We start from the raw sequence: 23,716 nt of genomic DNA, 5'->3' as shown, positions 1-23,716 counted from the left end.
GCCTATGACTCTCGAAGTTATGGGCATTTTTTTGCAATAGTAGTGATGGGAAATAATGCCTGTGTAGGTCCTGCATCTAAAGGATTATTTATTTTTACCGATATAGTAATTATAAGACAGATTCTTAAACGGATAAGAGGGATTCAAGGATGACGATTGGCAGAAAAATATATGGTGGATTCGGAATCATGATCGGAGTTCTGGTGATGTTTGCGGGATATAGCATCTTCGAGATGATGATGGTTACGAAAAACTATGAGCAAATGTTGAATGAAGACGTGAAACAAATGCAACGTGCGGAATTGGTTCAAAAAGAAATGGCGATGCAAGGAATGTTTTTACGCGCATACATATCAGAACGTGAAGATTTAGCAGTGAATCTCTTTGAAGAGCATCATGAGTTGCTGAAAGAGGCTGCACAGGATATGCGTGAGCATTCACAGTCTACCGAAATTACTGGGTTACTTGATGAAATTGACCAATATATAATTGCGTATGGCTGGAGCGCTGCCGATGTTGTTAATTATGTGGAAAAAGGGAATGTGGTCGAAGCTGATCGGCAGATGAATTTGAAGGTAAGGGACGCCAGTATGGGCATTGAAGTTGCAGCTCAGCAAATTGGCGAGTTGCAAAACAAACTTTTGGAACAGCAACGCTCGAAGGTTGCTGCAGCGGCAGACGCGGCTAAACAAGGGTTGCTCATAGGTATCATAGTTGACATAATTCTTGGGTTGCTTATCGCATTTTTCATTAAGCGGTCTATTTCTTCACCGATCCGAAAGCTGGTATCTAGTGTTGCGGTCGTGGCAGACGGTGATTTGACGCAAGATGATATCACTGTCAAATCAAAGGATGAAATCAAAGATTTGGCGATGGCTTTCAATAGAATGAAACAGAATTTGCAATCGTTGATCGGCAGCATTTCAAATAATGTAATCCATGTTACTGCCTCTGCTGAAGAATTATCTGCCAGCACGGAAGAAGTGGCAAGAACATCTCAAGAGATGAACAGCAATATGGATATGATTTCTGCCGGTGCCCGGACATCTGCAGTGTCTGCGAGAGAAAGCTCACTTGCGATGGAAGAAACCGCACTTGGTGTTCATCGAATAGCTGAATCTACACAACTTCTGAATGAGAGTGCAGCGGATACAGAAGAATTAGCGCGAGATCGAGGTGAAGCCGTTAAGCTCGCAAGCGATCAGATGGCTATCATCTACGAATCGTCCAACTTAACAAGCGAACTCATCAAACGGTTAAGTGAACAAACGATTGAAATTGAAAAAATGACAAACATCATTACCGATATAACTGAACAAACGAATCTCCTTGCACTAAATGCGGCAATTGAAGCGGCTCGGGCAGGTGAACATGGCAAAGGCTTTGCGGTTGTTGCAGACGAAGTGCGGAAACTGGCGGAGCAATCAAAAGCATCCGCCAATCAAATTGTTACGCTCACTGCAGGCATCCAAGGCGATACGAAAAATGTGGAACAAGCTGTTTCAGACAGCTTAAAAAACGTAGAGCAGGGTGTCAAGGTTATCGATGAAGCGGGAGACGCCTTCAATTCTATTATTGAAGCGGTTCAGTCAATGAGCGCACAAATCGAAGATATTTCTGCTGCGACTGAAGAAATCTCTGCGAGCGCCGAACAAGTTTCAGCGTCCATCCAAGAAATTGCAACAAGTGCTGGTGAAGCATCCGGCCAGACAGGACAAAGCTCCGCAGCTGTGCAAGAACAACTGGCAACCATTGAAGAAATCGACAAGGTTGCTCACGAATTAAGCCGACAAGCGATGAGCTTGCAAGAGACGATACAAGAATTTAAAGTGTGAAAAACAAAGGAAAGCCTGTCGAATAACTAGTCGACAGGCTTTTAAAATTGTAAGAATGACTTATCTATCAACAGGACCTAAAAAGGAGCGTGGAATCACAACTCCCTTAGCTCCTCATTCAATTTTGCGGCCTGTTTCCTGAAATACATATAAAAAGAGCACCAAATTACCGTGTAGAATACGAGAAATACACCAAGCATTCCGATAAACCCTTTCATCGTGAACGGAATCCATCCGATGACGAAAGCAACGATGAAATAAAGTATGGCGACACTTAGGAAATGCAAAGTCGTTTGCACGGGCAATGTCAGTTTTTCATTTTCAAACAGTAATGGGGTCACCGTAAAGAACCAGCCGCAGAAAATGGTTCCAATAATATTTTTCATAAGTATTGCGGAGTCGAGCGTTTCGCTCTTACCGAAATAAATAACCGCTATAATCGTAACAACTGCGAGGAAAGAGCCAAAAAAGATGCCTAGTATACTTCTTGTCAAAAACGTTTTCACCCGTTTTTCCTCCTATTCATTTTCAATGCTTCTTTGATGCCGCTCACGTACGTGCGCGACACATACTCCTTCACCCCTGATTTGAAGTGGACGACGAGCGTACCATTGAAAGACGCTTCGAATCGACTTAGTTCATGCAAGTTGGCGATAACCGATTTCGAAAGTCGGATGAATTTCGCAGAAGACAGTATTTCTTCAAGCTCATACAGCTTTTCCTTCAATGAATAGGAGCCTTCAGCAGTTACCGCAATGACGCCTTCCTTCTCGGTATGAAAATAATGAATCTCATCAGGCTTCAAAATATGCTGCATCTCGCCATCTCTTCCAACGAGAAACTCTGTCTTCTTCCCTTTCAAAAAATCAAGGATCTCTTTTATTGAATCATCCACTTCATTACAATGGATGGTCACTTTCGTCTCTACATAATCGCTATCAATGTCCAACGTTACTTTCATTTTGTCCATCCCTCCTGTCCATATAGTACCATTGGAGGCAGCTTACTTTCTTGCTTTATTCAGAAAACGGAGGACGAATAGTGATACGAGCACACAACCGATAATAAAACCAATCGACTGTAAAGTACTGTTATCTATTTGAAACTGGCCGTTCCAGACGGCAATGAATAGTTGATTCATATGATAGAGTGGATTGAAATCCGCAATGACCTGAACGAACTTCGGCATCATGTCGATCGGCATTGTGAATCCGCCAGTGAACATAACGACTTGAAAAATGACGATGGAGAAAACGAGCGCCCCATTCATGCTTGTGAATAACGAGTAGATCGCTGAAGAAATGACGAGCAATGCCGCATTGAATCCTATGAATGTCACAAATGCAAAGATGAAATTAAACGGTTGGAATGAAAGGTCATACGCAATCATCCCGATGAAAAACACTAGGAAATACCCGAAGCTTGTAATGATGATAGACCTTAATATATTTGAGACAAGCAATGTTCTTTTCGAAACGGGCGATAAATTGATCCGCTTTTCTACACCTGTCGTGCGGTTCATCACTTGGTCGAATCCGAATGCGAAAAAGATGACCCCGAATGTGATAAGGAGAATGAAAGAAGGAGTGTACGTTTCAGCATAACTGAGATTTCCAGCGTACATAGCATCTCCAAAAAGTTGCCCCATGAATAAGTAGGTCATCGGGGGAACGATGATGGTAAACACCATATAAAAGATTTCCCGTGAGAACATCAGTAAATCGTACTTCAATTGAGTCGCGAACATTTGAATTCCTCCTTATATGGATACTTTTGAAAGATAAAAGTCATTGATTGATTTATAGCCAGTGGATAAAATTCCTTCTATCGTATCGAAAACTTCGTTGATGCCTTCATTCAAAAGCATCACTTTATTGCAATACAGTTCGACTTCATCCATATTATGTGTCGTCAAAATGACCGTCCCACCTGTGCGTTTGTTGTATTCGGTAATATACGTCCAAAGCAGATTCCGCATATGCGGATCGAGACCGGTCGTCGGTTCATCCAAAATGAGCATTTTCGGCTCGGATAAGAAGGCAATTGCCAAACTGACAATTTGCTTCCAGCCACCGGACAGCTTATCGAAATATTTTTTTCGATGCGGTTGTAAGTTAAAGTCTGTAATGATCTGCTCGATTGGGACCTGGGAGTTATAATACGCTTTGAATAGTTTCAGGAGTTCGACGACTTTCAATGTTTTATAAAAATGTGTTGGCTGCAGGACAACTGAGATGTCTTTTCTCGTATCCTCAAGCTGACCCGTGGATAAATCAGTAAGTTCTTTATTGAACAATAAAACATTCCCATTGTCATATGGTTTCAATGTCATTAAGATTTCTAGAAATGTCGATTTGCCCGCACCATTTTTACCGATGACCCCGATAATTTCACCGGCTTGCGCTTTGAAATCGATGCCTCGTAAGACTTGATTTTCCCCGTATGCCTTTTGAAGATTAGAGACTTGAATAATTTCCATCTGGCTTCCCTCCGATGTTTTTCTTATTACGTTTACTATATCCGGAGAAACGCAGACAGTCCGCCGTTTCTCGATGACCGGCAGTATTTCTACTGTCAGTTGCAGAAAAACGGTGGTATGTTGCATCCGACTGCTGCTATTTTGTACAAAGGTTCATTCTTTCACGGAAGGAGCCAGTAATGAAGGAGAATAGAGAAACTTTGTTGAATTAAGATTAGGTTGGAGGTGGATTTATGGTTTCACTAAAACCGATCAGACGAAGCAAACTAAGGATATTGATAGGGAAAAAAGTATATAGATTAAAACGCTATAGTGAATGGTTGTTTGACGGAAAAAAATATGCGCAAAAAAGGCTCGATGAAAAATTGCCCTATTGTATCAAAAAACATCGGACCCCTTTGCTAAGACGATTGAAAGACGTCGATATGCAATTGCAAAGGAATAAAATAAAAAATCTTCAACTCGCCGCAAAACGATTGCATCATATCGTCATCGAGCCAGGGGAAACTTTTTCATACTGGCGACTCATCGGCAGTACGACGAAGCGGAAAGGGTATGTGGACGGCATGATTCTTCATTACGGAAAAGTAACTGTTGGAACAGGCGGTGGGCTTTGCCAATTGTCGAACCTCATCTATTGGATCACGGTACATACGCCATTGACCGTGACGGAGCGCTATCGTCATAGCTATGACGTCTTCCCCGATTCCAATCGCAGTCAACCATTCGGCAGCGGGGCGACATGTGCTTATAACTATTTGGATTTGCAAATTAAGAACGAAACCCACACGCCGTATCAATTGATGATCTATTTAACGGATACACATCTCAACGGCGAATGGCGTTCAATTGCGCCAGCGACACGAACATATGAAATTTACGAAAAAGAGCATCATTTCACGAGGGAGTTATGGGGTGGATATATCCGCCATAATTTGATTTTTCGGAAAGTGTTTGACGCCGAAGGGAACCAGGTCGATGATGAATTCGTCACAGAGAATCATGCGATAACAATGTATGAGCCATTTCTTACATATGAGGGGGACGGGAAATGATTGTCATGATCAATGGGGCATTTGGTGTCGGAAAGACGTCTGTGGCGAATGAATTACTTCGTAAGCTTGATGGGGCGATGCTATTTGATCCGGAAGAGGTTGGTTTTATGCAAAAGCATATCGTACCGGAAGACGTGAAATTGAAACACGAGCGAACTGGGGATTTTCAGGATTTGGATATGTGGAAGCCATTGACGGTCTACGTTGCTAAACAGATTCGTGAGACTTACGGCAAGGACTTGATCGTGCCAATGACGATTTATAATAAGGATTACTTTAAGACAATCTATAATGGGTTTTTACAAGTGGACCCTGAAACATATCATTTTTGTTTAACCGCAAAAAAGGAAACAATCCATCAGCGGCTCATCGAACGCGGTGAAGAGGAAGGTAATTGGTGCTTCGCGCAGACGGATAAATGTCTAGCAGGATTTGAAAGTTCACGATTTGCACAATTCATTTCCACGGAAGGTGTCTGTGTCGATGAGATTGTGGAATTCATTTGCAACGAAATCGGGGTGAAATCAAAGTGTTAGGTTTGAATAAAGACGTAGTCGCACTATCTTCATATCGCCAAGAATGGAAGGAGCTTTTCTCACACGAGAAAGCTTTGTTGGAATCACTGATTGGCGAGTATGTGGTGGACATTCAGCATATCGGAAGCACTGCAATTGAGGGGATTGCAGCAAAGCCTATGCTTGATATTTTGATTGGCCTCAGGTCAATGGATGATGTAAAGAAATTCGATAAATATAAATTGAAAGATGCAGATATTTATCATTTAGGAAGGGTGGAAATCGAAGGAAAGGCAGTGTTTGCCAAGTTCTCTGATTTGGAGGAATTAACGAAGACGCATGTTTATCATGTTGTGGAATACGGGGGAGATTGGTGGAAACAGCATACACTTTTTAGGGATTACTTGAATGCACATTCCGACGTTGCAAGAGAATACGAGACATTGAAGAAGGAGCTGGCAGTCAAATATCCTACGAATGAGCGTAATTATGCTGACGCGAAAAAGAAGTTTGTGGATGAAGTGTTGAGCTTAGCGGATTGCAACATTGAATCCGGGAAAAACAAAAAACTTTGAGCCTTGTTTGTAATCTTAACAAACACTTTACATCATACTTTATCCCTATGACCTATAATCGTAATTGACTATAGATCATTAAGGGGATGCTATGATTTGAAAATGACAGTCGGGAAAAAGTTATGGGTTGGTTTTTTAGCGATTCTAGCAATTGTGCTGCTAGTTGGAGCATCCGGATTATGGGGTCTCACCAAATTGGATGCGGAATACCGTTACTTAATTGACGACAAAATTAACAATGTCGTGCTGCTGGAACAATTGTTATCAGCCCAACATGCCGATGCGAAAAACATCCGAGGCTATATCATTTACAAAGACCAATCCTATGTCGAACAGCGACAAGATATTGTGGATGCTGTTAAGGAGAAAATAAAAGCACTAGATACGTCGATACATACGCCAACAGCACGTGAGATTATGAAAGACGTGAAAGAAACATCTAAAAGTGCCGAACAAATTAGTGAACTGATTATTCGGGATGTACAGGCAGGCAATATAGAAAGCGCAATGGACTTGGCGAATGAAGTCTCGTTTTATCAAGATGAGGTATCAGCAAATCTTCAGCAGCTTATTCAACTACAAGAAATAGAACAGAAAAATACTGAAGAACAGCTCCAAAACGTTTTGAATTGGATATATGTATGTATTGGAGGCTTAATCGTTATTGCGATTGTAACAAGTATCCTTATTGCTCAAATCATTAGCCGTAGTATCGCCCAGCCAGTTAGGAAGATGACAGCTTCCCTTGCACAAATAGCAAATGGCGATTTCATAGCGGGGCCGATTATTGTACGAAACAAAGATGAAATTGGAGAAATGGCGGATGCTTTGAATGGAATGACGGAGGATTTAAGAGGAATTCTTTCAATCGTCAAAGAATCCGCTGTTCAACTTGCAACCCATGCTGAAGAATTATCCGCAAGCTCGGAAGAAAGTCTTGCCGCCTCGGAAACCGTTGCAGAAATAACAGAACGGAATTTAATGGCGAGTGATGCACAAGTTTCGAAAGTGGATGAATCCAATCGTTCTTTGAATGAAGTGCTGAAAGGAGTTAATAAAATCAGCAATGATAATGAGAGAATGCAACATGCATCTACAGAAGTGACTGACCTTGTTAATCAAGGAGCGACACGGATGAAAGAAGTGACAGAACAAATGGGGAAAATCAGCTTGTCTATTCTGAAGTCATCCAATACAATTGGCCAACTGGCGACACATTCAGAAAGAATCCGTGAAGTGACGTCGGTCATTACGAGGATGGCGGAGCAGACGAACTTATTGGCGTTGAATGCTGCAATTGAAGCGGCACGAGCGGGGGAACATGGCAAAGGATTCGCTGTAGTGGCAGAAGAGGTTCGTCAACTTGCAGACCAATCGAAGCGGTCTGCAGGACATATTGGCAAAATGATCGATGAGATGGTGCAGAACGTTGAGAGAACGATCGTGACTGCAGAAGAAGGCAATTTATTTATTGCAAGAGGCAGGGAATTGGCGGGAAGTACAGGGGATGTGTTTAAGCAGATTGAAAGTGCAACAGGAATGATGAACAGTGCCATGAATGCTGTCTCCGAAACTATTATGGAAGTTCGGTCAATGACTGATATCATATCCGCAGAATCGCAAAGCGTACAAGACTTTGCTATGCAAACTTCAGCAGAAGCCCAATCAGCAAGTGCCGCAACAGAAGAACAGCTTTCCGCAAATGCAGAAATATCCTTGAATGCGCAGACGTTAGCAAGTCTAGCGGATCGTCTGCTTGGAGATGTGAATCGGTTTAGGATCACTGAGTGATAAGACATAGAGGGAGTTAATGTGATACTTGATTGATTTGTTCACATGTTCTGTAGACAGTTATTAATAAACTAGTAGTGTTAGGAGAATGATTATGGCCATAGATCTACATGCATTCATCCCTCATTTGAATGATGAAATCTTGTCCGGCTTCTGGCCGGATTTTCAGGTTGGCGCGTATGCGTTATATACAAATGAAACTGTGTATTTGTTTCATCATCCTGCATTTCCAGAGACCAAAAACTCCTTTCTACAGCTTCCCTGGAGTAAGGAGTTTGCTGGGAATACCTCGATTTTGTTTCACGATTACCCGACTGCGATTGTCCAACTGGATAGCGGTTTAGATGCAGACCGCCTGTACTCAGTGCTTGCGCATGAATTATTCCATGGATTGCAGTATATGAAAGGGGAATCAAGATTCCCTGATGAAGTGTTAGGGATCACGTATCCGATTATTGCTGAAAACGTGGAGTTGCGCGAACAGGAGCGGCTGCATTTATACAACGCTGTGATGGCTGTAGATGCTACCACGAAAAAACAGCATCTGAACCAATTCATCCTATATCGGGAGAAAAGATCATCGGTTATTGGTCCATTTATAAAGTATGAACAGTTGATCGAGACGGTTGAGGGGCCAGCATTTTATATTGAATTGAATGCGTATACTGTAAAAAGCGATTCGCGAAAGGATGAGGAAATCCAGTCCTATGGGGAACCGTTGCTTGATATAGCAGATTCTACGAGACATTTACGCAGAAGTTGTTACAGTGCAGGATTGTTCCTTTGTTCACTGTTGGATGAACTTTCTCCAGGATGGCAAGTGGATTTCATGCAAACCAAGAAGACGTTATATGAGTATTTCAGAGAGTTTACCGAACCCATACAGGAACAGCCAATAGTGTTTGATTCATTGGTAAATGCCAATGAGCTCGTCCATTCTATAACGAACGAGCGAGATAAAAAGATCGAAGAAGCTTTCCGACAGGCAAAATATGTACTCAACATTCAGGGAGATATCAAAGTTGCAGGTATTGACCCGATGAATATCATCGCAAGCGGAGATAAATTGTTGCATCAGAATTTCGTTCGTTTAAAGATGAATGAACAGGATTATCTATTTCAGCAACCAGTCATTGTTTTGGGTAAAGGAAGCGTTTTCCAGTGCAAACATGTTCAAGTCCTGTTGAACGAAAAGCCGAGCATGAAAGAAACTCAAATTTTCATTCCCAATATTGGGATGATTGAAGGCCGATTTGATGAAGTGGAATCGACTTTATGGTTATAGAAAAGCCGGTTTGCGTGTCTGGCACGAAATAGCCAAGCGCATATTCCACCACCAGTAGAATCCGTATTCAACCAATAGTTGATAGGCGCGTTGAAGGCAGTATGCTACGCTAAACGTACAGTGCGCGCTGAAACTATTTGGGGAGGTTGTTTGGATGTTAGATACATTGAAGGTTGGGAGTTTTATTTCAAAGCTTCGAAAAGAAAAAGACTGGACGCAAATGGGATTGGCGGATCGCCTAAACGTAAGTCATCAAGCTGTTTCGAAATGGGAGCGTGGCGATTCGTTGCCGGATATTGGAACATTGATGCAGATCGGGCAAGTTTTTGGAGTCTCAGTGGATGAATTGATGAATGGCGGAGCCGATAAGGAAAGCTCGACTTATATCCATAATCTTGGCCAAATCATGACGGGAATTTCAGAAAATCGTCGAGAGGAAGTTGCTGAAATGATCAATACAGGGGAAGCGGATATGGAAGGGCTCATTGAAGTGGCGCCTTTACTAAAGGCGAGCGAGTTGGCAGATGTGACGGAACGGGTCGACAAGCGGTTGTTCAATCAGGATTTAATTGTGCGGTTGGCTCCGTTTGTGGAAACCGACTTATTGGATGGATTGGTGACAGGATCGATGGGAGACAATGTCGATATGAAATTTGTTCAAAGACTTGCACCGTTCGTCAGCAGGGAAACGTTACGGCGTTTAGTTGATAAAGCGAATAAAGATGGAATGGATTTGAATGTTGTTGTTCGATTGGCGCCGTTTATTGGGAAGGAAACGGTGGATGAATTGATTGAACAAGCAATAGATGAAGGGATTGAATGGAAGCTCATTGTCCGCTTGGCACCGTTTTGCACCAAAGGAAAATTAAGTAGTTTAGCAGATCGGGCAATGGATGACGAGTTGGATTCAAGATGCCTAGTATCACTTGCACCTTTTCTTGGAAGGGAGTACTTGAAACGGCTTGTTGATGAAAAGGAAATCGGCAATCTGGACCCAGAGACAATTGCGCGGCTAGCACCTTTTGTTGACAAGGCGACGCTGAGCGGATGGATTCAAGCATTATTGGTAAAGTGAGAGGTGAAGCAGCACTGTCAAACGGTGCTGTTTTTTGCATTGTCGGAGTATGAATTATCTGGTAAGTGAGAACAAATGTATAGTATAATGTTAGAATAATAGCATAGTTTTCAAGGGCGGTCAGCATCCCGAACATTCCAGTCTTTTTCACAGACGGAAGGGGTGCTGTAAAGTGACTACATTACAAGCAATCATCGTCATGATTAGTTTTTCCACACTAATCGTAGCAGTAATTGCACTAGTATTGTCACAAAAGAAATAATCCACCCTTGAGTTTTAGCCGACTCGGGTGGATTATTCACCGTGGACGCTGATTCCAGTAATGGAAACCATGTCTATTGAAGTTCCGCAATGATGCTCCAACATCGTTGCGGTCCTTTTTACTATATCCCAATTTATATAAACTATAACAAATCGGAATTACAAGGTCTATTAATTGAAAATAATCAAAGAGGTGTATAGATGTTTATTCAACATGATCGTGTGGCTATTCGGGAACTGATTGTTGACGATAAAATACTAATGGCCAAATGGCTGTCCGATCCTGAGGTTCTCCAGTTTTATGAGGGACGGGATCGTCCATTGGATTTAGCGCAAGTTGAAGAGGATTTTTACGGGGATGCGGATGATGAAACAAGGTGTCTCATTCAGTACGATGAATTGCCAATTGGCTATGTGCAGTTTTATCCAGTTGGGGATGAGGAAAGAAGAGCCTATGGATATTCCGATCCGTCAGAGGTCATTTACGGCATGGATCAGTTCATCGGCGAACCAGTCTATTGGAATAAAGGAATCGGTACACAACTTGTCGAAATGGTTGCTACCTATTTATTGAACGAAAGGAAAGCGGACCGCATCGTCATGGATCCTCAAACGTGGAATGAGCGGGCGATACGTTGCTATGAGAAATGCGGGTTCAAGAAAGTGAAGCTTTTGCCGAAGCATGAATGGCATGAAGGGGAGTACCGGGACTGCTGGTTGATTGAATATGTTAGGACATGAAGGCGTGAATCGAAGAAATCGAGGGTCCGCGGTACTTATTAATGAGGACAAGGTTGCCCTCATTAAGAGAACACGTGATGGAGAGGAATATTACGTCTTTCCAGGCGGCGGAATTGAAAAGGGGGAAAGCCCTGAACAAGCAACAATTCGGGAAGCGTTCGAGGAGTTAGGTGTGAAGATTGATATAAAAGAGCAACTTGGAATTGTTGAATTCAAGGGAGAGCAACACTATTTTATTGCAGAGATGGTTGGTGGAATATTTGGAACAGGAGAAGGCGAGGAATATGGAAAAGATCGTAACCGTGGCCGGTATGAACCGATGTGGATTCCGGTTGCGAAGCTCGACTCATTAGACGTTCGACCTATGGAAATTGCGAAAAGATTGATTGAAAGAATGGAAATCTGAAAAGTAGTTGGAGGAACCAGGAATGAAACGAATGAAAAGAATGAAAGCACCATTTGCAGCCAAACGATTTGTCGATGAATACTTCCCTCATTGCCAAGCTGCGCTTCTTGCGGGAAGTGTCATTAGAGGGGAAGATACTTCTACATCAGATCTGGATATTGTAATTTTTGATAGTCGAATCGAAATAGCCTATCGTGAAACCCATATCGAAAACGGATGGCCAATCGAAGTATTTGTACATTCTTTAACCTCCTACAAAACCTACTTTCGAAGTGATGCTGAAAGAGCACGTCCTTCTTTGCCCCGCATGGTGGCGGAAGGAATCGTATTAAAAGATTCTGGAGTCCTTTCAATCATTAAAAACGAAGCCGTGGGACTGTTAAAAGAAGGGCCGGCTCCTTGGTCGGAACAGACTTTAATGACAAAACGGTATATGCTGACAGACGCGCTTGGGGACTTGATAGGCACTCAAAACGAGGCGGAAGCGTTATTCATCGCCAATACACTTGCCGAAGCAATTCATGAATTTGTACTGCGGACGAATGGGCAGTGGATTGGTGCTTCTAAATGGATTGTGCGGGCGCTGAAACAATACGATGAGGACTTTGCAGATAGATTTGTGACGGCCTTTCAATCATTTTATAAGACTGGCAATCGGGAAGGGATCATAACAATTACAGATGAAGTGCTGGCTCCATTTGGCGGAAGATTATTTGAAGGGTATTCCATGGGGAAATGAGGGATGGATGATGGCGGGAATATACGTAGATTGGGGCGGCCATAAACTGAAGCTAACATGGATGGAGGAGGTAATGCCTGAACGGGAATTGATCACAAGCGTTCATGCGTTTTGTTTCCATGAGGGCCAGCTGCTCATGGTTAACTTGAATGATCGTGGTTGGGATTTTCCGGGAGGGCATATTGAGACTGGTGAAACAGTGGAAGCATGTGTCTGCCGCGAAGTGATGGAAGAAGCTTATGTAATGGGCGACTGTACGTTGCTTGGCGCCATTGAAGTAAATCATGAAGAAAATCCGTTATGGAATCCATCCAGCCCCTATCCAGAAGTGGGCTATCAAGTGTTTTACCGGATGGACATTACGGAATTTCTGCCGTTTGACGCAGCATTCGAATCGTCGGAGCGGATGTTGATCCGGCCAGAAGAAGCAGCTCACTATCATAAGGGATGGCAGAAGGGCTTTGATGAAATTATGGAGACAGCACTTCGTGTTCGTGGGCTATCTATAAGAAAATTGCAACCTCAAGAAACACCGCCTTATGATCTGCTTCTACTTGCCGATCCTTCACGTGAACTCGTGAATGCATACATAGCAGAAGGAGAATGTTATATCGCAGAGGAACAGAATGACAGTATCGGAGTATTTGTTATGGTACCGCTGACTAACGGAACAGTGGAGATTAAAAACATTGCAGTCCGTGAAGACAAGCAAGGGCACGGGATTGGCAGGAAGTTGCTACAAGAGGCAATCGAGATTGCAAAAAGCAATGGCTATAAAAGTATTGAAATTGGAACAGGGAATTCAAGCATAGATCAGCTTGCGCTCTATCAAAAATGTGGATTTCGCATTTCGGATATTATCAAAGACTTCTTTGTGCAATATTATGATGAGGTTATCATGGAAAACGGCATTCAATGCAAAGATATGATTCTGCTTCGAATGGAAATTTAGCAAACGAAAGAAGGAAAAAATGATGAGAATACCAGAGAAGTTAAAACAGGGAGATGAAATCCGGATCATTGCACCAAGTCGAAGTGCAAGCATTTTATCCGAAGAAGGTGTTCAAACTGCAAAAGAACGGTTAGAGGATTTAGGTTTTGTTGTTTCATTTGGCAAACATGTTTTCGACAAAGACCTTCAAAATTCCACTTCCATTCAGCAAAGGGTGGAGGATCTGCATGAGGCATTTACTGATGAAAATGTAAAAGGCATTTTAACGGTCATCGGCGGGTTCAATTCGAATGAACTCTTGCCCTATATCGATTATGGATTACTAAAAAAGAATCCGAAAGTTTTCTGTGGATACAGCGATATTACAGCAATCGGAACGGCAATTTCAACGCAAACCGGAATAGTTACCTACTCAGGGCCGCATTTCTCGAGCTTTCAAATGAAAAAGGCGCAGGAATATCAGACTCATTTCTTTACGCAATGTCTTATGCAAAGTGATCCATTTGAGTTGAAGCCATCTGAACAATGGAGCGATGATGCTTGGTATTTGGATCAGGAAGACCGCGTATTTGAGAAGACGGTTTGGAAGACGTATAACGAAGGGACGGTAAGCGGCAAGCTATGGGGAGGCAATTTGTGTACATTGAATTTGCTGCAAGGAACAAAGTACATGCCAAGTATCAATAATGCAATTCTTTTTATCGAAGATGATGAAATGACGATTCCTGAAACGTTCGCAAGAGATTTGACGTCTTTGTTGCAAAATGCACAGTTCGTAAAGGCTCTCGTCATTGGAAGATTTCAAAGAGCGTCTAAAATGACCGAAGAGCAATTGCTGTTCATTCTTGATAAACATCCATCATTGAAGGAGATTCCAGTTCTATACGACGTGGATTTCGGTCATACGCAGCCGATGTTTACATTTCCGCTAGGTGGAGAGGTGCAAGTGGACGCTTCGAGGGGGGTACTGAAACTGGAGAAGTTTTAAGGGAGTAAGGGGGCGTGTTATTGAATATAAATAAATGGTCATTTATAGGTGCATTGATTTGTATTCCTTTATTTTTATTTACGATATTTACTCCTGCTCTCTTTAAATTTTTTCAAATGACAGGCGCTCATCCATTACATATCATATTTGGTGTAACATTGCTGGTCTTTGTCCTAAATTTCATAGGCTTGAAAGATGTGAGTGAATGGAAATCAATGACGAGAAGTATAACGTCACTCATCCTTACGGGGGTACTGATGGTGGTAATTGGCTTTATTGTGATTGTTGGCAGCTTGCTAAGTTAACTGGAACGACCTTTCGTTTTCCAATTGTCACAAATACTCCATTCGACTTTGTACAGTTTTCCTATTACGCTAAAGGTAACTAATGTGAAGTTTCCGTGAGGGGGTTGCTGTGGTGAAGCGAATGTTACTACCGATGCTGCTGTTTGCCGCTGTGATAATGACGGGTTGTGCGTATGAATATGTGGAAGAGGACGGCTATCGGATGGCGGTCATCAATGAAGGCTTTCCGGTCCCCAAAAATGCTTATGAATTGAAGCCGGAAGACTGTACGACGGAGATTGCAAAGTCAGCGAAGTACAAGTTGAAAGGAATCGGGGATGAAGAGGGTACTCCACCTGAAGACTATTTGGAGGAAATTCAAAGTTGGGGATGGACGGAGCTGGAAGAGAAGCGGGTCGGCCATGTTCATTACTTTGAAAAAGAGGGGAAAATCATGTCGCTCATCATTCAGAAAAATGTGTTTGATGTGTTTGAGATGAGTGATGGTTTAGAGTTGTAATAAAAAACATCCCTATACCTTCCGAGCGGATGGTATTAGTGTTATGATATACATACAAAGGAAGGGGATGGTAGGGATGGCTGAATCGGAAAAGATGACAATCAATATGAACGTTGTTGATTTGGGGAAAGTTGATTTGTTGGTGGAGCAAGGGTTTTATTCGAACAGGACGGATTTCATCCGAACTGCAATTCGCAGTCAATTAGAGGCGCATTCAGATGAAGTCAAGGAAATTGTCATCAGGAAGTCGTATGTTGTAGGGGTAGTCCGATATGGAAGGAAAGAGTTAGAAAAACTTCGTGATTCCAGGACGAAAATTGATGTGAAAGTTGTGGGACTGCTAGTGTTTGCTGAGGATGTCGATGCGGAACTTGTAAAACAAACAGTGGCTTCAGCGCAAATCAGGGGTGTGTTGAAAGCGAATGCTGAGGTGAAATTAGCTATACAGGCATTATGAGAAACGCCTCCCAGTGATATGTGGAACTGGGAGGCGTTTCTTTGTCATTCAAATAAAGCAACCTCAGGGTCTTTCCCAACACAATGCACAAGCATGGCATGCAGCTGACCGCGGTGGTGATAGAGGTGGGAAGAAATTTCTAACAGCCATTCAAACCGTGTATAGGAAACGCCCCAGTATGAAGTTGTCGTTTGCATTAGTTCTTCCTTGGTATATTCCAGATAACGATTTTCCAATAAATTATAATTGGCCAGCAAAGTTTCTTTCATTTCAAGTATGGTTTGAAGATGGTTAGAGGAATAAAAGATGCTCATCTGTTCCTCAGAGGCTTCGTTTGAAATGAGTAAATCTGCCTGGCATATCAATGATAAATGGGCTGCCAACTGTCCGATGGAAAGCTTGTTTTCCGTTGGCTGGATAGCTAAATCGCTCGTCTCTAATTTGTCCATAATGTCGATGGTCGAGTTTACAGCAATATGAATTTGGTTCAAAACACTTTTTATATATTCATTCATTCCAACACCTCAATTAAAATTCCCTTAATACCCTTAAATTATCAAGCGTCAGCACACCGCTCCATTCCTGCTTTGCGGTTTCCCAAACGTCTTCATATCTCCCCCATGACCATGCTGGCTTCCAGCTGCCGTCTTCCGCTTGGGAAGCTGAGAGATGCTTGATGTTAGCAGGGATAATTTCTTTAAAGTCTTCATAAAGAAAAGACGCTGGGGAAGAGATGACTTGAAGGGGCAGCAGGCAATAGCCATGCCATTTTTCCTGATCTGTCGTCACACTATTAAGAGCGATTTCACGCACTCTAGCATTGATCTGTTCCGCCTTCTCTGCAGGCAATTCTTTTATTAACTTCACCAAACATTGTACTTCATGGAAATCATTTGTCGCCTCTTCATTGATATAGAAAAACGCATGGGTTGTCAGCTTTTCCAGAAATTCTTCCGGAACAAGTTCTTTGTAATGATGAAGCAATCCGGTCATTTCAGCGCTCGGATTTCCCCAAGGCCAATCGCCACCGTAGTTCCACCAAATCGCACGCGGCGCGGTCTCCACTTCCTCCGGCACGATTTCCCAACCCATCTTTTCTGCGTTAAATGTATCGAGTACATATTGAATCGCTTTTTGCACCATGGTCTCCGATTCATCCGTCCCGATGCGGATTAAATGCTGCAGTCCGATTGATGTCGCCAATGCTGAAGAAGCCTCGCATCTGAAATCAGGCTCCAATCCGTTGCCGAAACCACCGTCTTCATTTTGAAAAACTTGGAGCTCTTCTAAAACCCGCTCACGGTTTCCATCTTCAAACTCGAATTCATAAAGAGCCTTCTCCAATGGGCGGGCTTTGCTTTTCAGAAATTCTACTGCGTTTTGACGTTGTTCCGCCAATAACTTTTCCATTTGAATCCCCACTTTCAATAGAATGATTGCTATAGATGTATTCGCTTTTTGCATCAGGGAATCCTTTTGAGAATCGCGATATTTTATTTTCTTGAAAAGCAAATTGGAAGTAAATAAAAAAGATGAAGGAGCAACAACATCCTTCATCCTTATCATTTCATTAAAACTCATATTCCGCGAGTGCTTTCGCAATCGCGTCTTCAATTGGCGTTACAGGTCCGGTGACATAATTATTGATAAGCATCGAAAAGATCAATTCCGTGCCGTCTTTTGCAGTGACGTATCCTGAAAGGGTGGAAACGCCTGTGATCGAGCCGGTTTTCGCTTTTACATTTCCGGCAGCCGAGCTATCGCCCATCCGGTTGCGCAGTGTACCACCGATCATCCGCTCAGGGTTTCCTGCAATTGGCAATGACGCTTCAAAAGCAGGGAACCAGCTTTTCCCCTGGATATTGTACAGTAAAGTCGTAAATTCATCTGCGGAAACAAGGTTTTTATGCGACATGCCGGAGCCGTCGCGAAGAACGACAGTGTCGGTGTTGACACCGAATTCCTTCAATTTTTCCTTCATGACTGCCAACCCTGCGTCCCAACTACCTTCTCCACGTTGAACTTTTCCCATTTCCTTCACCAATGTTTCCGCGTGTCCGTTGTTGCTTAATTTCATGAATGGAATGAAAAGCTCGCTTAGCGGCATTGATTTTTTTGATGTGAGGACAGTTGCATTGCTTGGTGTAACGCCGATTTTCATCCCACCATTACCGACAATTTTGATACCTTCCGCTTTAAGCGATCTATGAAACACATCAAGCGCCAACATGGAAGGATCCCAAACAGCTGACCATGACTGGGAACGTGTGCCGTCGAGCGGTATTTTTCCTTCAATGATGATCCGGTTTGTTCCATGTTCACGTTCGATTGAGATGCTCTTCGCTGCACCTTTTGCTATAGTCGTTGCGTTATTGACGATTTCAACAGAGCTTGTTTCCGGAGTGAGTGTCACTTTCGGGAGATCGCCGGTTTTATTGCCAGGATTCACTTCGACAATGACGGTGCCCGCATCATAGTCCTCGTTTGGAGACAGGGTCAACGCAGAAACTTGCGCACCGACATAATTATGCTCATCCGACCAGTTCAAATCCTGTGAATAGCGGACATCATCATACCAACTGTCATCGGCGATCAGGTTGCCGTTGATTTTATCGATCCCTTTCGCTTTCAAGTCTTTTGCGAATTGGTCTAAATCCTTTTTCAGTAACGTCGGGTCGCCTTTACCTTTCAGATAAAGATTACCGTGAACCATTTTTCCTTTCACTTGTCCGTCGGTCAGCACTTCAGTTAAAAACTGATACTCCGGTCCCAATATGTCCATTGCTGTCGAACCCGTCAGCAACTTCATATTGGATGCAGGGCGGAGGCGGATGTCTCCGTGGTTGGAGTAAATCCTTTCACCGGTATCCGCTTTCCGTACGCTTACTCCAGTAATTCCTCCTTGGAGCTTAGGGTCTTTCAAAATGGAGTCTATTTTCTGCTCTAGAGTTGTCGATTCAGTGGATGCTACGGGAGTTGTTTCCCCGGATGCGGCGACAGATGAATACGTTGCTTCATTTGTAACCGGAAATAAGGCGATTAAAGCAACGACCATTGTTAGCGCTGCCCTCTTGAAAATGAACTGCTGTTTCATAGACTTGCTCACATCCTTTCATCCTTTTGCCTGATTGTACTTCAAAATGTGTAGAGTGAATAGGTCAAGATACAGAAAATTGGCAATTGAAACGTTATACCTAGCACAAGCAGTAGGCTTTCCATAATAGCTTATGCGGTAATTTTTACTTCATTCAAAGGGATTGTAAAAGATCCGGTTACTTATGAACGAGATTCCTGAAGTTTCGGTAAGGGCTCGTTCTTTTGCACAAGGGCTCGTTTATTTCGAGAACGGCTCATTCTTTTGCACAAGGGCTCGTTTATTTCAAGAACGGCTCATTCTTTCGCACAAGGGCTCATTTACTATTAATCTTTACAAAAATAATTTGTAGTTGGTTGCTAATCAGGTAGTTTGCGGTAAAATAATGTATATTCTTAAGACTCAGTAAGGAAGTGTCGGCATGAAATATACATTGTCACCTCTTGGCGATCAAGCAGTCATGATTGAAGTCGATACAATCATCAATCCTTCGGCACAGCGAAAGGTGAAGGCGATTGTTGCTCGACTGGATGAAGTCGCTCCTTCGTGGATGGTCGAATGTATACCGGCTTATACGACAGTAACGGTTGTTTATGCGGTCCGTGCTTTCAGTGGTAAAGGCTCGCCGTTTGAACAGGTTTGTCAGCGGATTCAAGAAATGCTCCTGTGTGTGAATGAAGTGGCAGGTACGGAGCAACGAATTGTGAGGATTCCCGTTTTATATGGTGGTGAATTTGGACCGGATTTGGCTTTTGTCGCGGAGCATAACGGTTTAACACCTGATGAGGTAATTGCAATCCATACGTTGGAAAGTTATACAGTACATATGATTGGCTTCGCACCAGGCTTTCCATTCATTGGCGGGATGTCTGAGAAGATCAGTACACCGCGAAGAGAAACCCCGCGATTAAAGATTCCTGCAAGGTCGGTTGGCATCGCGGGCATGCAAACTGGGGTTTATCCAATTGAAACACCAGGGGGCTGGCAATTGATTGGTCGGACTCCGATTGAGCTATTTCTCCCGGACGAACATCCACCAAGCTTGCTGGCACCCGGGGATAAAATTTATTTTTATGAGATAACGAATGAGGAGTATGAAGACTTGCGAGGTGATGTTGAATGATATCAGTCACGAAACCAGGTCTTCATGACACGGTTCAGGATTTAGGAAGGTATGGATATCAAAAACACGGAGTTGTAGCGGGGGGCGCAATGGATTCGTTCTCACATCGGATTGCAAATATGCTCGTTGGGAATGACGAGACAGCGGCAACATTAGAAATAACACTCATCGGTCCAAGTCTTTTGTTTGAGGAAGATGCAGTGATCGCAATTGGCGGTGGAGATTTGTTGCCGATGATGGCGGACATGCTTGTGCCAATGTGGAGACCGGTATTTATTCGCAAAGGTTGTGAACTGCGGTTTGGAGCAGCAAGAACGGGTTGCCGGGCGTATTTGGCGGTTGCAGGCGGGTTCGCTGTGCCGGTTGTGCTAGGCAGTCGGTCAACGTATGTTAAGGCTGGGCTTGGCGGCGTGGAAGGAAGGGCGCTCAAGAAAGGGGATGTCCTTCATGTAGGAAAGGAAACCAGCTTGGTAAAGAAGTTGAAGAAGAGGCTGCCGTCCAAGGAACCGATATATGCGGCCGGTTGGGGAATTGCTGAGAAGCATCTGCCGGTTTTATCTACCCCCTACGAAATCCGAGTCATGCAAGGCAAGCAATATGAGTGGTTTGATGAGGAAAGCAAGCATCGTTTTTGGAATGAATCGTTTATTGTCAGCTCCCAGTCGGATCGGATGGGTTACCGGATCAATGGACCTTTGCTCAAGTTGAATGAGCCGAGGGAATTGATTTCTGAAGCAGTCACATACGGGTCTATCCAAATTCCGTCGGACGGGAATCCGATTGTCCTCGCAGCGGATCGGCAGACGACGGGAGGTTATCCGAAGATTGGGCAGTTGTCGTCTGTTGATTTCATGAAACTGGCTCAGGCGAAGGCGGGGGATCGACTTTCATTCAAGGAAGTAACGGTTGAGGAATCACAGCGGCTTTTTGAAAAGCGGGAAAGGGATTTAAAGATGCTGCGTGCAGCTATCCGGGTAAGATTAAGATAGGGGTGGATGGAGTGGGATTGGGTGTCGATTTGAATTGTGATATGGGAGAAAGCTTTGGATCGTATACGATGGGCAATGATGAAGCGATTTTGGAGACGATTACGTCGGCCAACATTGCTTGCGGCTTCCATGCGGGAGATCCGGCGACAATGCGGAGGACGGTACGAATGGCGCTGGAGAAAAACGTTGGCATCGGCGTCCATCCGGGATTGCAGGATCTAGTCGGTTTCGGACGCCGAGAAATGGCGATTTCCGCTGAAGAAGCGTTTGATCTAATTGTTTATCAAATAGGTGCTTTGTCTGGATTTGTTAGGGCGGAAGGCGGGCGACTCCAGCATGTGAAGCCGCACGGCGCGCTCTATAATATGGCCGCCGTGAACCGCGGATTATCCGAAGCGATTGCTGAGGCGGTATACAAAGTGAATCCAGAATTGATTCTGTTCGGGCTTGCGGGCAGCGAGTTAGTCAAGTCAGGGGAACGGATTGGGTTGAAAGTGGCGCATGAAGTGTTCGCCGATCGGACTTATCAGGCTGACGGAACATTGACGTCACGTCGGGAGCAAAATGCTTTGATAACCGACCATGATGTAGCCATCAAGCAAATCGTCCGGATGGTCAAGGTAGGAAAAGTGTATGCGACTGACGGTACGGATGTTGCGATTAAAGCTGATACGATTTGTATTCACGGGGATGGAAAGACGGCTGTGGAATTTGCGAGAGTGATACCGGGGGCATTGGAGCGGGAAGGAATTAAAGTAAGAAAGATTCGTTAAAAAAAGGACAAAACATAGAAGTCATATGTTTTGTCCTTTATAAATTTATTTATTCACCTAAATCGACATTGTGATAAACTTGCTGAACGTCTTCTAAGTCATCCAATGCGTCAATCATTTTCTCAAATTGTGCTTGAGCGTCTGCATCTAGTGAGATATCATTTTGTGCCAGCATTGTCAATTCAGCTACAGAGAATTCCGTGATTCCGGCATTTTTTAGTGCTTCTTGGACAGCATGGAATTGGTCAGGTTCTGCATAAACGATGACTGTTTCTTCTTCATCTAAAATGTCACGGACTTCGATGTCTGCTTCCATTAGAAGTTCTAACACTTCATCCGCAGTTTTGTCTTCCAATCCGAATACAGCAGTCGCATCGAACATGTACGCAACGGAACCGCTGACGCCCATGTTACCGCCGTTTTTCCCGAATGCTGCGCGTACTTCAGAAGCGGTACGGTTAACGTTATTTGTCAGTGCATCAACGATAACCATGGAGCCGTTCGGTCCGAAGCCTTCGTAGCGAAGCTCGTCATAATTTTCTTCGGCGCCACCTTTTGCTTTCTCGATTGCACGGTCGATGATGGCTCTTGGCACATTGTATGTCTTCGCGCGTTCAACAACCATTTTCAACGTTTGGTTCAGCTCGGGATCCGGTTCACCTTGTTTTGCTGCCACATATAATTCACGGCCGAACTTTGCGTAAATACGGCTTGTATTCGCATCCTTCGAAGCCTTTTTTTCTTTAATGTTATTCCATTTACGGCCCATTCTCATTCACTCTCTTTCAGTCTGAGCATTAATTTCATCAAGCAATTATACACCCGTTGCATGAATGCTGACAAGTGAAAACCCTGAAAATGGAATAGGAATGAACTTGGAAAGTTCTCATTCTTGAACGAAGAGTTCTCATTGATCCCGGGGGAGTTCTCATTCCTGCGTGTAAAGTTCTCATTGTTTTAGGAGAGTTCTCATTCATCCTGGGACAGTTCTCAATCCCGCTCCATGAGTTCTCATTGTTTCCAGAAGAGTTCTCATTCATCCGAAAAAAGTGCTTACATCTCCCTTAAACAAGCAACAATGCATCCATGTCTAAAATCTCAATCTCCCGTTGGCTCAATTGTCGGATCCATCCAGCTTCTTCGAATTCTGTGAGCTTCCGGCTGATTGTTTCGGGAGAAGTGCCAATATGTGACGCTAAATCTTTCCGGGTCATCGGTAGTTTGACCTGGCTCGAATTTTCCTCCTCCGATAAATCGGCTAGGTACATGGCAATCCGTGTATCGGTCGTTTCCATGGCGATCCGGGCGGCTTGCTTTTCTGTTTTCGCAAGCCGGTTAGAAAATTCACCGAGCACTTTGAGGGAAATGGCAGGGTATTTCACTAAAAACGACTGGAAATCGTCCCGATTCATGACGCAAAGTTCTACTTTTCCCATCGCTTCCGCATACGCATCATGCACCGTTTCATTGAATAAAGAAAGTTCCCCTGTGAAATCACCAGGTTCCAGGATCCTCACCAATTGCTCTTTGCCATTTTCCGAAAGGCGATAGATTTTCACGCGGCCTTTGTGAACGATGTACAAACCGTCCGAAGTATCTCCTTCATGATAGATCGTGTGGCCTCGCGGGTGGCTCACTGAGTTTGTATGTTTAACGATTTCATTCATTTCCGAAGGCTCTAAATGGTTGAAGATCGGAACGATGGAGATGCACATTTTCTGCATCTCGGTCGTTTCCTTGCCATGTCCGCAATGTCCGTTATCTGTCATCCTCATTCAC

28 protein-coding genes and 1 pseudogene are annotated in these 23,716 nt (G+C 43.6%); 20 read left to right on the top strand and 9 right to left on the bottom strand.

All coding sequences use genetic code 11. The features are described 5' to 3' along the window. The first annotated feature begins 149 nt into the window (after positions 1-149). The gene (locus SLU01_RS08565; RefSeq protein ID WP_147057291.1) at positions 150-1,835 is read left to right on the top strand and encodes a methyl-accepting chemotaxis protein; all 1,686 of its coding nucleotides are present in this window, start codon (positions 150-152) and stop codon (positions 1,833-1,835) included. A 95-nt stretch (positions 1,836-1,930) separates the two neighbouring features. Here SLU01_RS08565 and SLU01_RS08560 read toward each other — a convergent pair whose 3' ends face one another. From SLU01_RS08560 to SLU01_RS08545, 4 genes are read right to left on the bottom strand one after another with little or no spacing between them, the layout of a single operon-like run. Next, complete coding sequence (locus tag SLU01_RS08560) at positions 1,931-2,341, bottom strand: DUF3021 domain-containing protein (RefSeq protein ID WP_147057289.1); 411 nt, start codon at positions 2,339-2,341, stop codon at positions 1,931-1,933. Next, a complete protein-coding gene (locus SLU01_RS08555) occupies positions 2,338-2,796 on the bottom strand; it encodes a LytTR family DNA-binding domain-containing protein (protein WP_147057287.1) in 459 nt (152 codons plus the stop codon). The genes SLU01_RS08560 and SLU01_RS08555 overlap by 4 nt, the downstream gene beginning before the upstream one ends. Before the next feature lie 42 nt (positions 2,797-2,838). Further along, entirely contained in the window at positions 2,839-3,582 is a 744-nt protein-coding gene (locus tag SLU01_RS08550) for an ABC transporter permease (protein WP_147057285.1), read from the bottom strand. A gap of 12 nt (positions 3,583-3,594) precedes the next feature. After that, positions 3,595-4,314: an ABC transporter ATP-binding protein gene (locus SLU01_RS08545; protein ID WP_147057283.1), complete on the bottom strand. Its 720-nt coding sequence runs from the start codon at positions 4,312-4,314 to the stop codon at positions 3,595-3,597. Between the two features lie 233 nt (positions 4,315-4,547). Here SLU01_RS08545 and SLU01_RS08540 point away from each other — a divergent pair, with 233 nt between their 5' ends. The 16 genes and pseudogenes from SLU01_RS08540 (at position 4,548) to SLU01_RS08475 (ending at position 15,958) form a co-directional block, all read left to right on the top strand. Next, positions 4,548-5,369, top strand: coding sequence for a VanW family protein (locus SLU01_RS08540; protein ID WP_147057281.1), 822 nt, complete (start codon positions 4,548-4,550; stop codon positions 5,367-5,369). Further along, a complete protein-coding gene (locus SLU01_RS08535; RefSeq protein ID WP_147057279.1) occupies positions 5,366-5,905 on the top strand; it encodes an AAA family ATPase in 540 nt (179 codons plus the stop codon). Before SLU01_RS08540 ends, SLU01_RS08535 begins: the two co-directional genes overlap by 4 nt. Then, the gene (locus tag SLU01_RS08530; RefSeq protein ID WP_246110935.1) at positions 5,872-6,459 is read left to right on the top strand and encodes a GrpB family protein; all 588 of its coding nucleotides are present in this window, start codon (positions 5,872-5,874) and stop codon (positions 6,457-6,459) included. Before SLU01_RS08535 ends, SLU01_RS08530 begins: the two co-directional genes overlap by 34 nt. Positions 6,460-6,561: 102 nt before the next feature. After that, positions 6,562-8,250 (top strand): methyl-accepting chemotaxis protein, encoded by a 1,689-nt coding sequence (locus SLU01_RS08525; RefSeq protein WP_246110937.1) that lies wholly within the window; start codon positions 6,562-6,564, stop codon positions 8,248-8,250. Between the two features lie 94 nt (positions 8,251-8,344). Continuing rightward, a complete protein-coding gene (locus SLU01_RS08520; RefSeq protein WP_147057275.1) occupies positions 8,345-9,535 on the top strand; it encodes a peptide ABC transporter permease in 1,191 nt (396 codons plus the stop codon). 154 nt (positions 9,536-9,689) lie between these two features. Next, the gene (locus SLU01_RS08515) at positions 9,690-10,610 is read left to right on the top strand and encodes a helix-turn-helix domain-containing protein (RefSeq protein WP_147057273.1); all 921 of its coding nucleotides are present in this window, start codon (positions 9,690-9,692) and stop codon (positions 10,608-10,610) included. A 172-nt stretch (positions 10,611-10,782) separates the two neighbouring features. After that, the gene (locus SLU01_RS18240) at positions 10,783-10,872 is read left to right on the top strand and encodes a putative holin-like toxin (protein WP_246110934.1); all 90 of its coding nucleotides are present in this window, start codon (positions 10,783-10,785) and stop codon (positions 10,870-10,872) included. Positions 10,873-11,072: 200 nt separating this feature from the next. Then, positions 11,073-11,612 carry a GNAT family N-acetyltransferase gene (locus SLU01_RS08510; RefSeq protein WP_147057271.1) on the top strand — a complete coding sequence of 180 codons (540 nt, stop codon included), beginning with the start codon at positions 11,073-11,075 and terminating at the stop codon, positions 11,610-11,612. Then, positions 11,599-12,018, top strand: a complete 420-nt coding sequence (locus SLU01_RS08505; protein WP_147057269.1) for an NUDIX hydrolase — start codon at positions 11,599-11,601, stop codon at positions 12,016-12,018. The genes SLU01_RS08510 and SLU01_RS08505 overlap by 14 nt, the downstream gene beginning before the upstream one ends. Before the next feature lie 22 nt (positions 12,019-12,040). Then, positions 12,041-12,757 carry a nucleotidyltransferase domain-containing protein gene (locus SLU01_RS08500; protein ID WP_147057267.1) on the top strand — a complete coding sequence of 239 codons (717 nt, stop codon included), beginning with the start codon at positions 12,041-12,043 and terminating at the stop codon, positions 12,755-12,757. 10 nt (positions 12,758-12,767) lie between these two features. Then, positions 12,768-13,253: pseudogene (locus SLU01_RS18100) on the top strand (NUDIX hydrolase); the annotation flags it as partial. Beyond that, complete coding sequence (locus SLU01_RS18095; protein WP_174842636.1) at positions 13,230-13,709, top strand: GNAT family N-acetyltransferase; 480 nt, start codon at positions 13,230-13,232, stop codon at positions 13,707-13,709. The pseudogene SLU01_RS18100 and the gene SLU01_RS18095, both read left to right, overlap by 24 nt. A 22-nt stretch (positions 13,710-13,731) precedes the next feature. Continuing rightward, positions 13,732-14,697 carry a S66 family peptidase gene (locus SLU01_RS08490; protein WP_147057265.1) on the top strand — a complete coding sequence of 322 codons (966 nt, stop codon included), beginning with the start codon at positions 13,732-13,734 and terminating at the stop codon, positions 14,695-14,697. Positions 14,698-14,717: 20 nt separating this feature from the next. Further along, complete coding sequence (locus SLU01_RS08485) at positions 14,718-15,002, top strand: hypothetical protein (protein WP_147057263.1); 285 nt, start codon at positions 14,718-14,720, stop codon at positions 15,000-15,002. A gap of 112 nt (positions 15,003-15,114) precedes the next feature. Continuing rightward, entirely contained in the window at positions 15,115-15,501 is a 387-nt protein-coding gene (locus tag SLU01_RS08480) for a hypothetical protein (RefSeq protein ID WP_147057261.1), read from the top strand. Between the two features lie 76 nt (positions 15,502-15,577). Then, a complete protein-coding gene (locus SLU01_RS08475) occupies positions 15,578-15,958 on the top strand; it encodes a ribbon-helix-helix domain-containing protein (protein ID WP_147057259.1) in 381 nt (126 codons plus the stop codon). Positions 15,959-16,002: 44 nt separating this feature from the next. On the opposite strand, the gene SLU01_RS08470 is transcribed toward SLU01_RS08475, so the two are convergent. The 3 genes from SLU01_RS08470 to dacB form a co-directional block, all read right to left on the bottom strand. Further along, a complete protein-coding gene (locus SLU01_RS08470; RefSeq protein ID WP_147057257.1) occupies positions 16,003-16,473 on the bottom strand; it encodes a DinB family protein in 471 nt (156 codons plus the stop codon). A 13-nt stretch (positions 16,474-16,486) separates the two neighbouring features. Beyond that, a complete protein-coding gene (locus SLU01_RS08465) occupies positions 16,487-17,422 on the bottom strand; it encodes a hypothetical protein (protein WP_246110933.1) in 936 nt (311 codons plus the stop codon). 106 nt (positions 17,423-17,528) lie between these two features. Next, positions 17,529-19,064 (bottom strand): D-alanyl-D-alanine carboxypeptidase/D-alanyl-D-alanine endopeptidase, encoded by a 1,536-nt coding sequence (gene dacB, locus SLU01_RS08460; RefSeq protein ID WP_308507721.1) that lies wholly within the window; start codon positions 19,062-19,064, stop codon positions 17,529-17,531. A 409-nt stretch (positions 19,065-19,473) separates the two neighbouring features. On the opposite strand from dacB, the gene pxpB reads away from it, so the two are divergent. The 3 genes from pxpB to SLU01_RS08445 are packed head-to-tail and all read left to right on the top strand — an operon-like array spanning position 19,474 to position 21,937. Beyond that, entirely contained in the window at positions 19,474-20,175 is a 702-nt protein-coding gene (gene pxpB, locus SLU01_RS08455; protein ID WP_147057255.1) for a 5-oxoprolinase subunit PxpB, read from the top strand. Continuing rightward, positions 20,172-21,164: a 5-oxoprolinase subunit C family protein gene (locus SLU01_RS08450; protein WP_147057253.1), complete on the top strand. Its 993-nt coding sequence runs from the start codon at positions 20,172-20,174 to the stop codon at positions 21,162-21,164. The genes pxpB and SLU01_RS08450 overlap by 4 nt, the downstream gene beginning before the upstream one ends. A gap of 11 nt (positions 21,165-21,175) precedes the next feature. Then, entirely contained in the window at positions 21,176-21,937 is a 762-nt protein-coding gene (locus tag SLU01_RS08445; RefSeq protein WP_147057251.1) for a LamB/YcsF family protein, read from the top strand. A 49-nt stretch (positions 21,938-21,986) separates the two neighbouring features. Here the strand turns inward: SLU01_RS08445 and SLU01_RS08440 are convergent, their stop codons facing one another. After that, a complete protein-coding gene (locus SLU01_RS08440) occupies positions 21,987-22,706 on the bottom strand; it encodes a YebC/PmpR family DNA-binding transcriptional regulator (protein WP_147057249.1) in 720 nt (239 codons plus the stop codon). Positions 22,707-23,001: 295 nt separating this feature from the next. Next, positions 23,002-23,706 (bottom strand): Crp/Fnr family transcriptional regulator, encoded by a 705-nt coding sequence (locus SLU01_RS08435; protein ID WP_147057247.1) that lies wholly within the window; start codon positions 23,704-23,706, stop codon positions 23,002-23,004. Positions 23,707-23,716: the final 10 nt, after the last annotated feature.

It is taken from the genome of Sporosarcina luteola, from assembly GCF_007991495.1.
Lineage (GTDB): Bacteria > Bacillota > Bacilli > Bacillales_A > Planococcaceae > Sporosarcina > Sporosarcina luteola.
This window is presented reverse-complemented; position numbering and strand designations above follow the sequence as displayed.

Excerpts from the sequence above, each read along its gene's own strand:
- SLU01_RS08470 (WP_147057257.1), bottom strand. The coding sequence starts at position 16,473 with ATGAATGAATATATAAAAAGTGTTTTGAACCAAATTCATATTGCTGTA.
- SLU01_RS08515 (WP_147057273.1), top strand. The coding sequence starts at position 9,690 with ATGTTAGATACATTGAAGGTTGGGAGTTTTATTTCAAAGCTTCGAAAA.
- SLU01_RS08435 (WP_147057247.1), bottom strand. The coding sequence starts at position 23,706 with ATGACAGATAACGGACATTGCGGACATGGCAAGGAAACGACCGAGATG.
- SLU01_RS08545 (WP_147057283.1), bottom strand. The coding sequence starts at position 4,314 with ATGGAAATTATTCAAGTCTCTAATCTTCAAAAGGCATACGGGGAAAAT.
- SLU01_RS08465 (WP_246110933.1), bottom strand. The coding sequence starts at position 17,422 with ATGCAAAAAGCGAATACATCTATAGCAATCATTCTATTGAAAGTGGGG.
- SLU01_RS08535 (WP_147057279.1), top strand. The coding sequence starts at position 5,366 with ATGATTGTCATGATCAATGGGGCATTTGGTGTCGGAAAGACGTCTGTG.
- SLU01_RS08475 (WP_147057259.1), top strand. The coding sequence starts at position 15,578 with ATGGCTGAATCGGAAAAGATGACAATCAATATGAACGTTGTTGATTTG.
- SLU01_RS08555 (WP_147057287.1), bottom strand. The coding sequence starts at position 2,796 with ATGAAAGTAACGTTGGACATTGATAGCGATTATGTAGAGACGAAAGTG.
- SLU01_RS08525 (WP_246110937.1), top strand. The coding sequence starts at position 6,562 with ATGACAGTCGGGAAAAAGTTATGGGTTGGTTTTTTAGCGATTCTAGCA.
- SLU01_RS08500 (WP_147057267.1), top strand. The coding sequence starts at position 12,041 with ATGAAACGAATGAAAAGAATGAAAGCACCATTTGCAGCCAAACGATTT.
- SLU01_RS08490 (WP_147057265.1), top strand. The coding sequence starts at position 13,732 with ATGAGAATACCAGAGAAGTTAAAACAGGGAGATGAAATCCGGATCATT.
- SLU01_RS08505 (WP_147057269.1), top strand. The coding sequence starts at position 11,599 with ATGTTAGGACATGAAGGCGTGAATCGAAGAAATCGAGGGTCCGCGGTA.
- SLU01_RS08510 (WP_147057271.1), top strand. The coding sequence starts at position 11,073 with ATGTTTATTCAACATGATCGTGTGGCTATTCGGGAACTGATTGTTGAC.
- pxpB (WP_147057255.1), top strand. The coding sequence starts at position 19,474 with ATGAAATATACATTGTCACCTCTTGGCGATCAAGCAGTCATGATTGAA.
- SLU01_RS08540 (WP_147057281.1), top strand. The coding sequence starts at position 4,548 with ATGGTTTCACTAAAACCGATCAGACGAAGCAAACTAAGGATATTGATA.
- SLU01_RS08450 (WP_147057253.1), top strand. The coding sequence starts at position 20,172 with ATGATATCAGTCACGAAACCAGGTCTTCATGACACGGTTCAGGATTTA.
- SLU01_RS08440 (WP_147057249.1), bottom strand. The coding sequence starts at position 22,706 with ATGGGCCGTAAATGGAATAACATTAAAGAAAAAAAGGCTTCGAAGGAT.
- SLU01_RS18095 (WP_174842636.1), top strand. The coding sequence starts at position 13,230 with ATGGAGACAGCACTTCGTGTTCGTGGGCTATCTATAAGAAAATTGCAA.
- SLU01_RS08565 (WP_147057291.1), top strand. The coding sequence starts at position 150 with ATGACGATTGGCAGAAAAATATATGGTGGATTCGGAATCATGATCGGA.
- SLU01_RS08520 (WP_147057275.1), top strand. The coding sequence starts at position 8,345 with ATGGCCATAGATCTACATGCATTCATCCCTCATTTGAATGATGAAATC.
- SLU01_RS08550 (WP_147057285.1), bottom strand. The coding sequence starts at position 3,582 with ATGTTCGCGACTCAATTGAAGTACGATTTACTGATGTTCTCACGGGAA.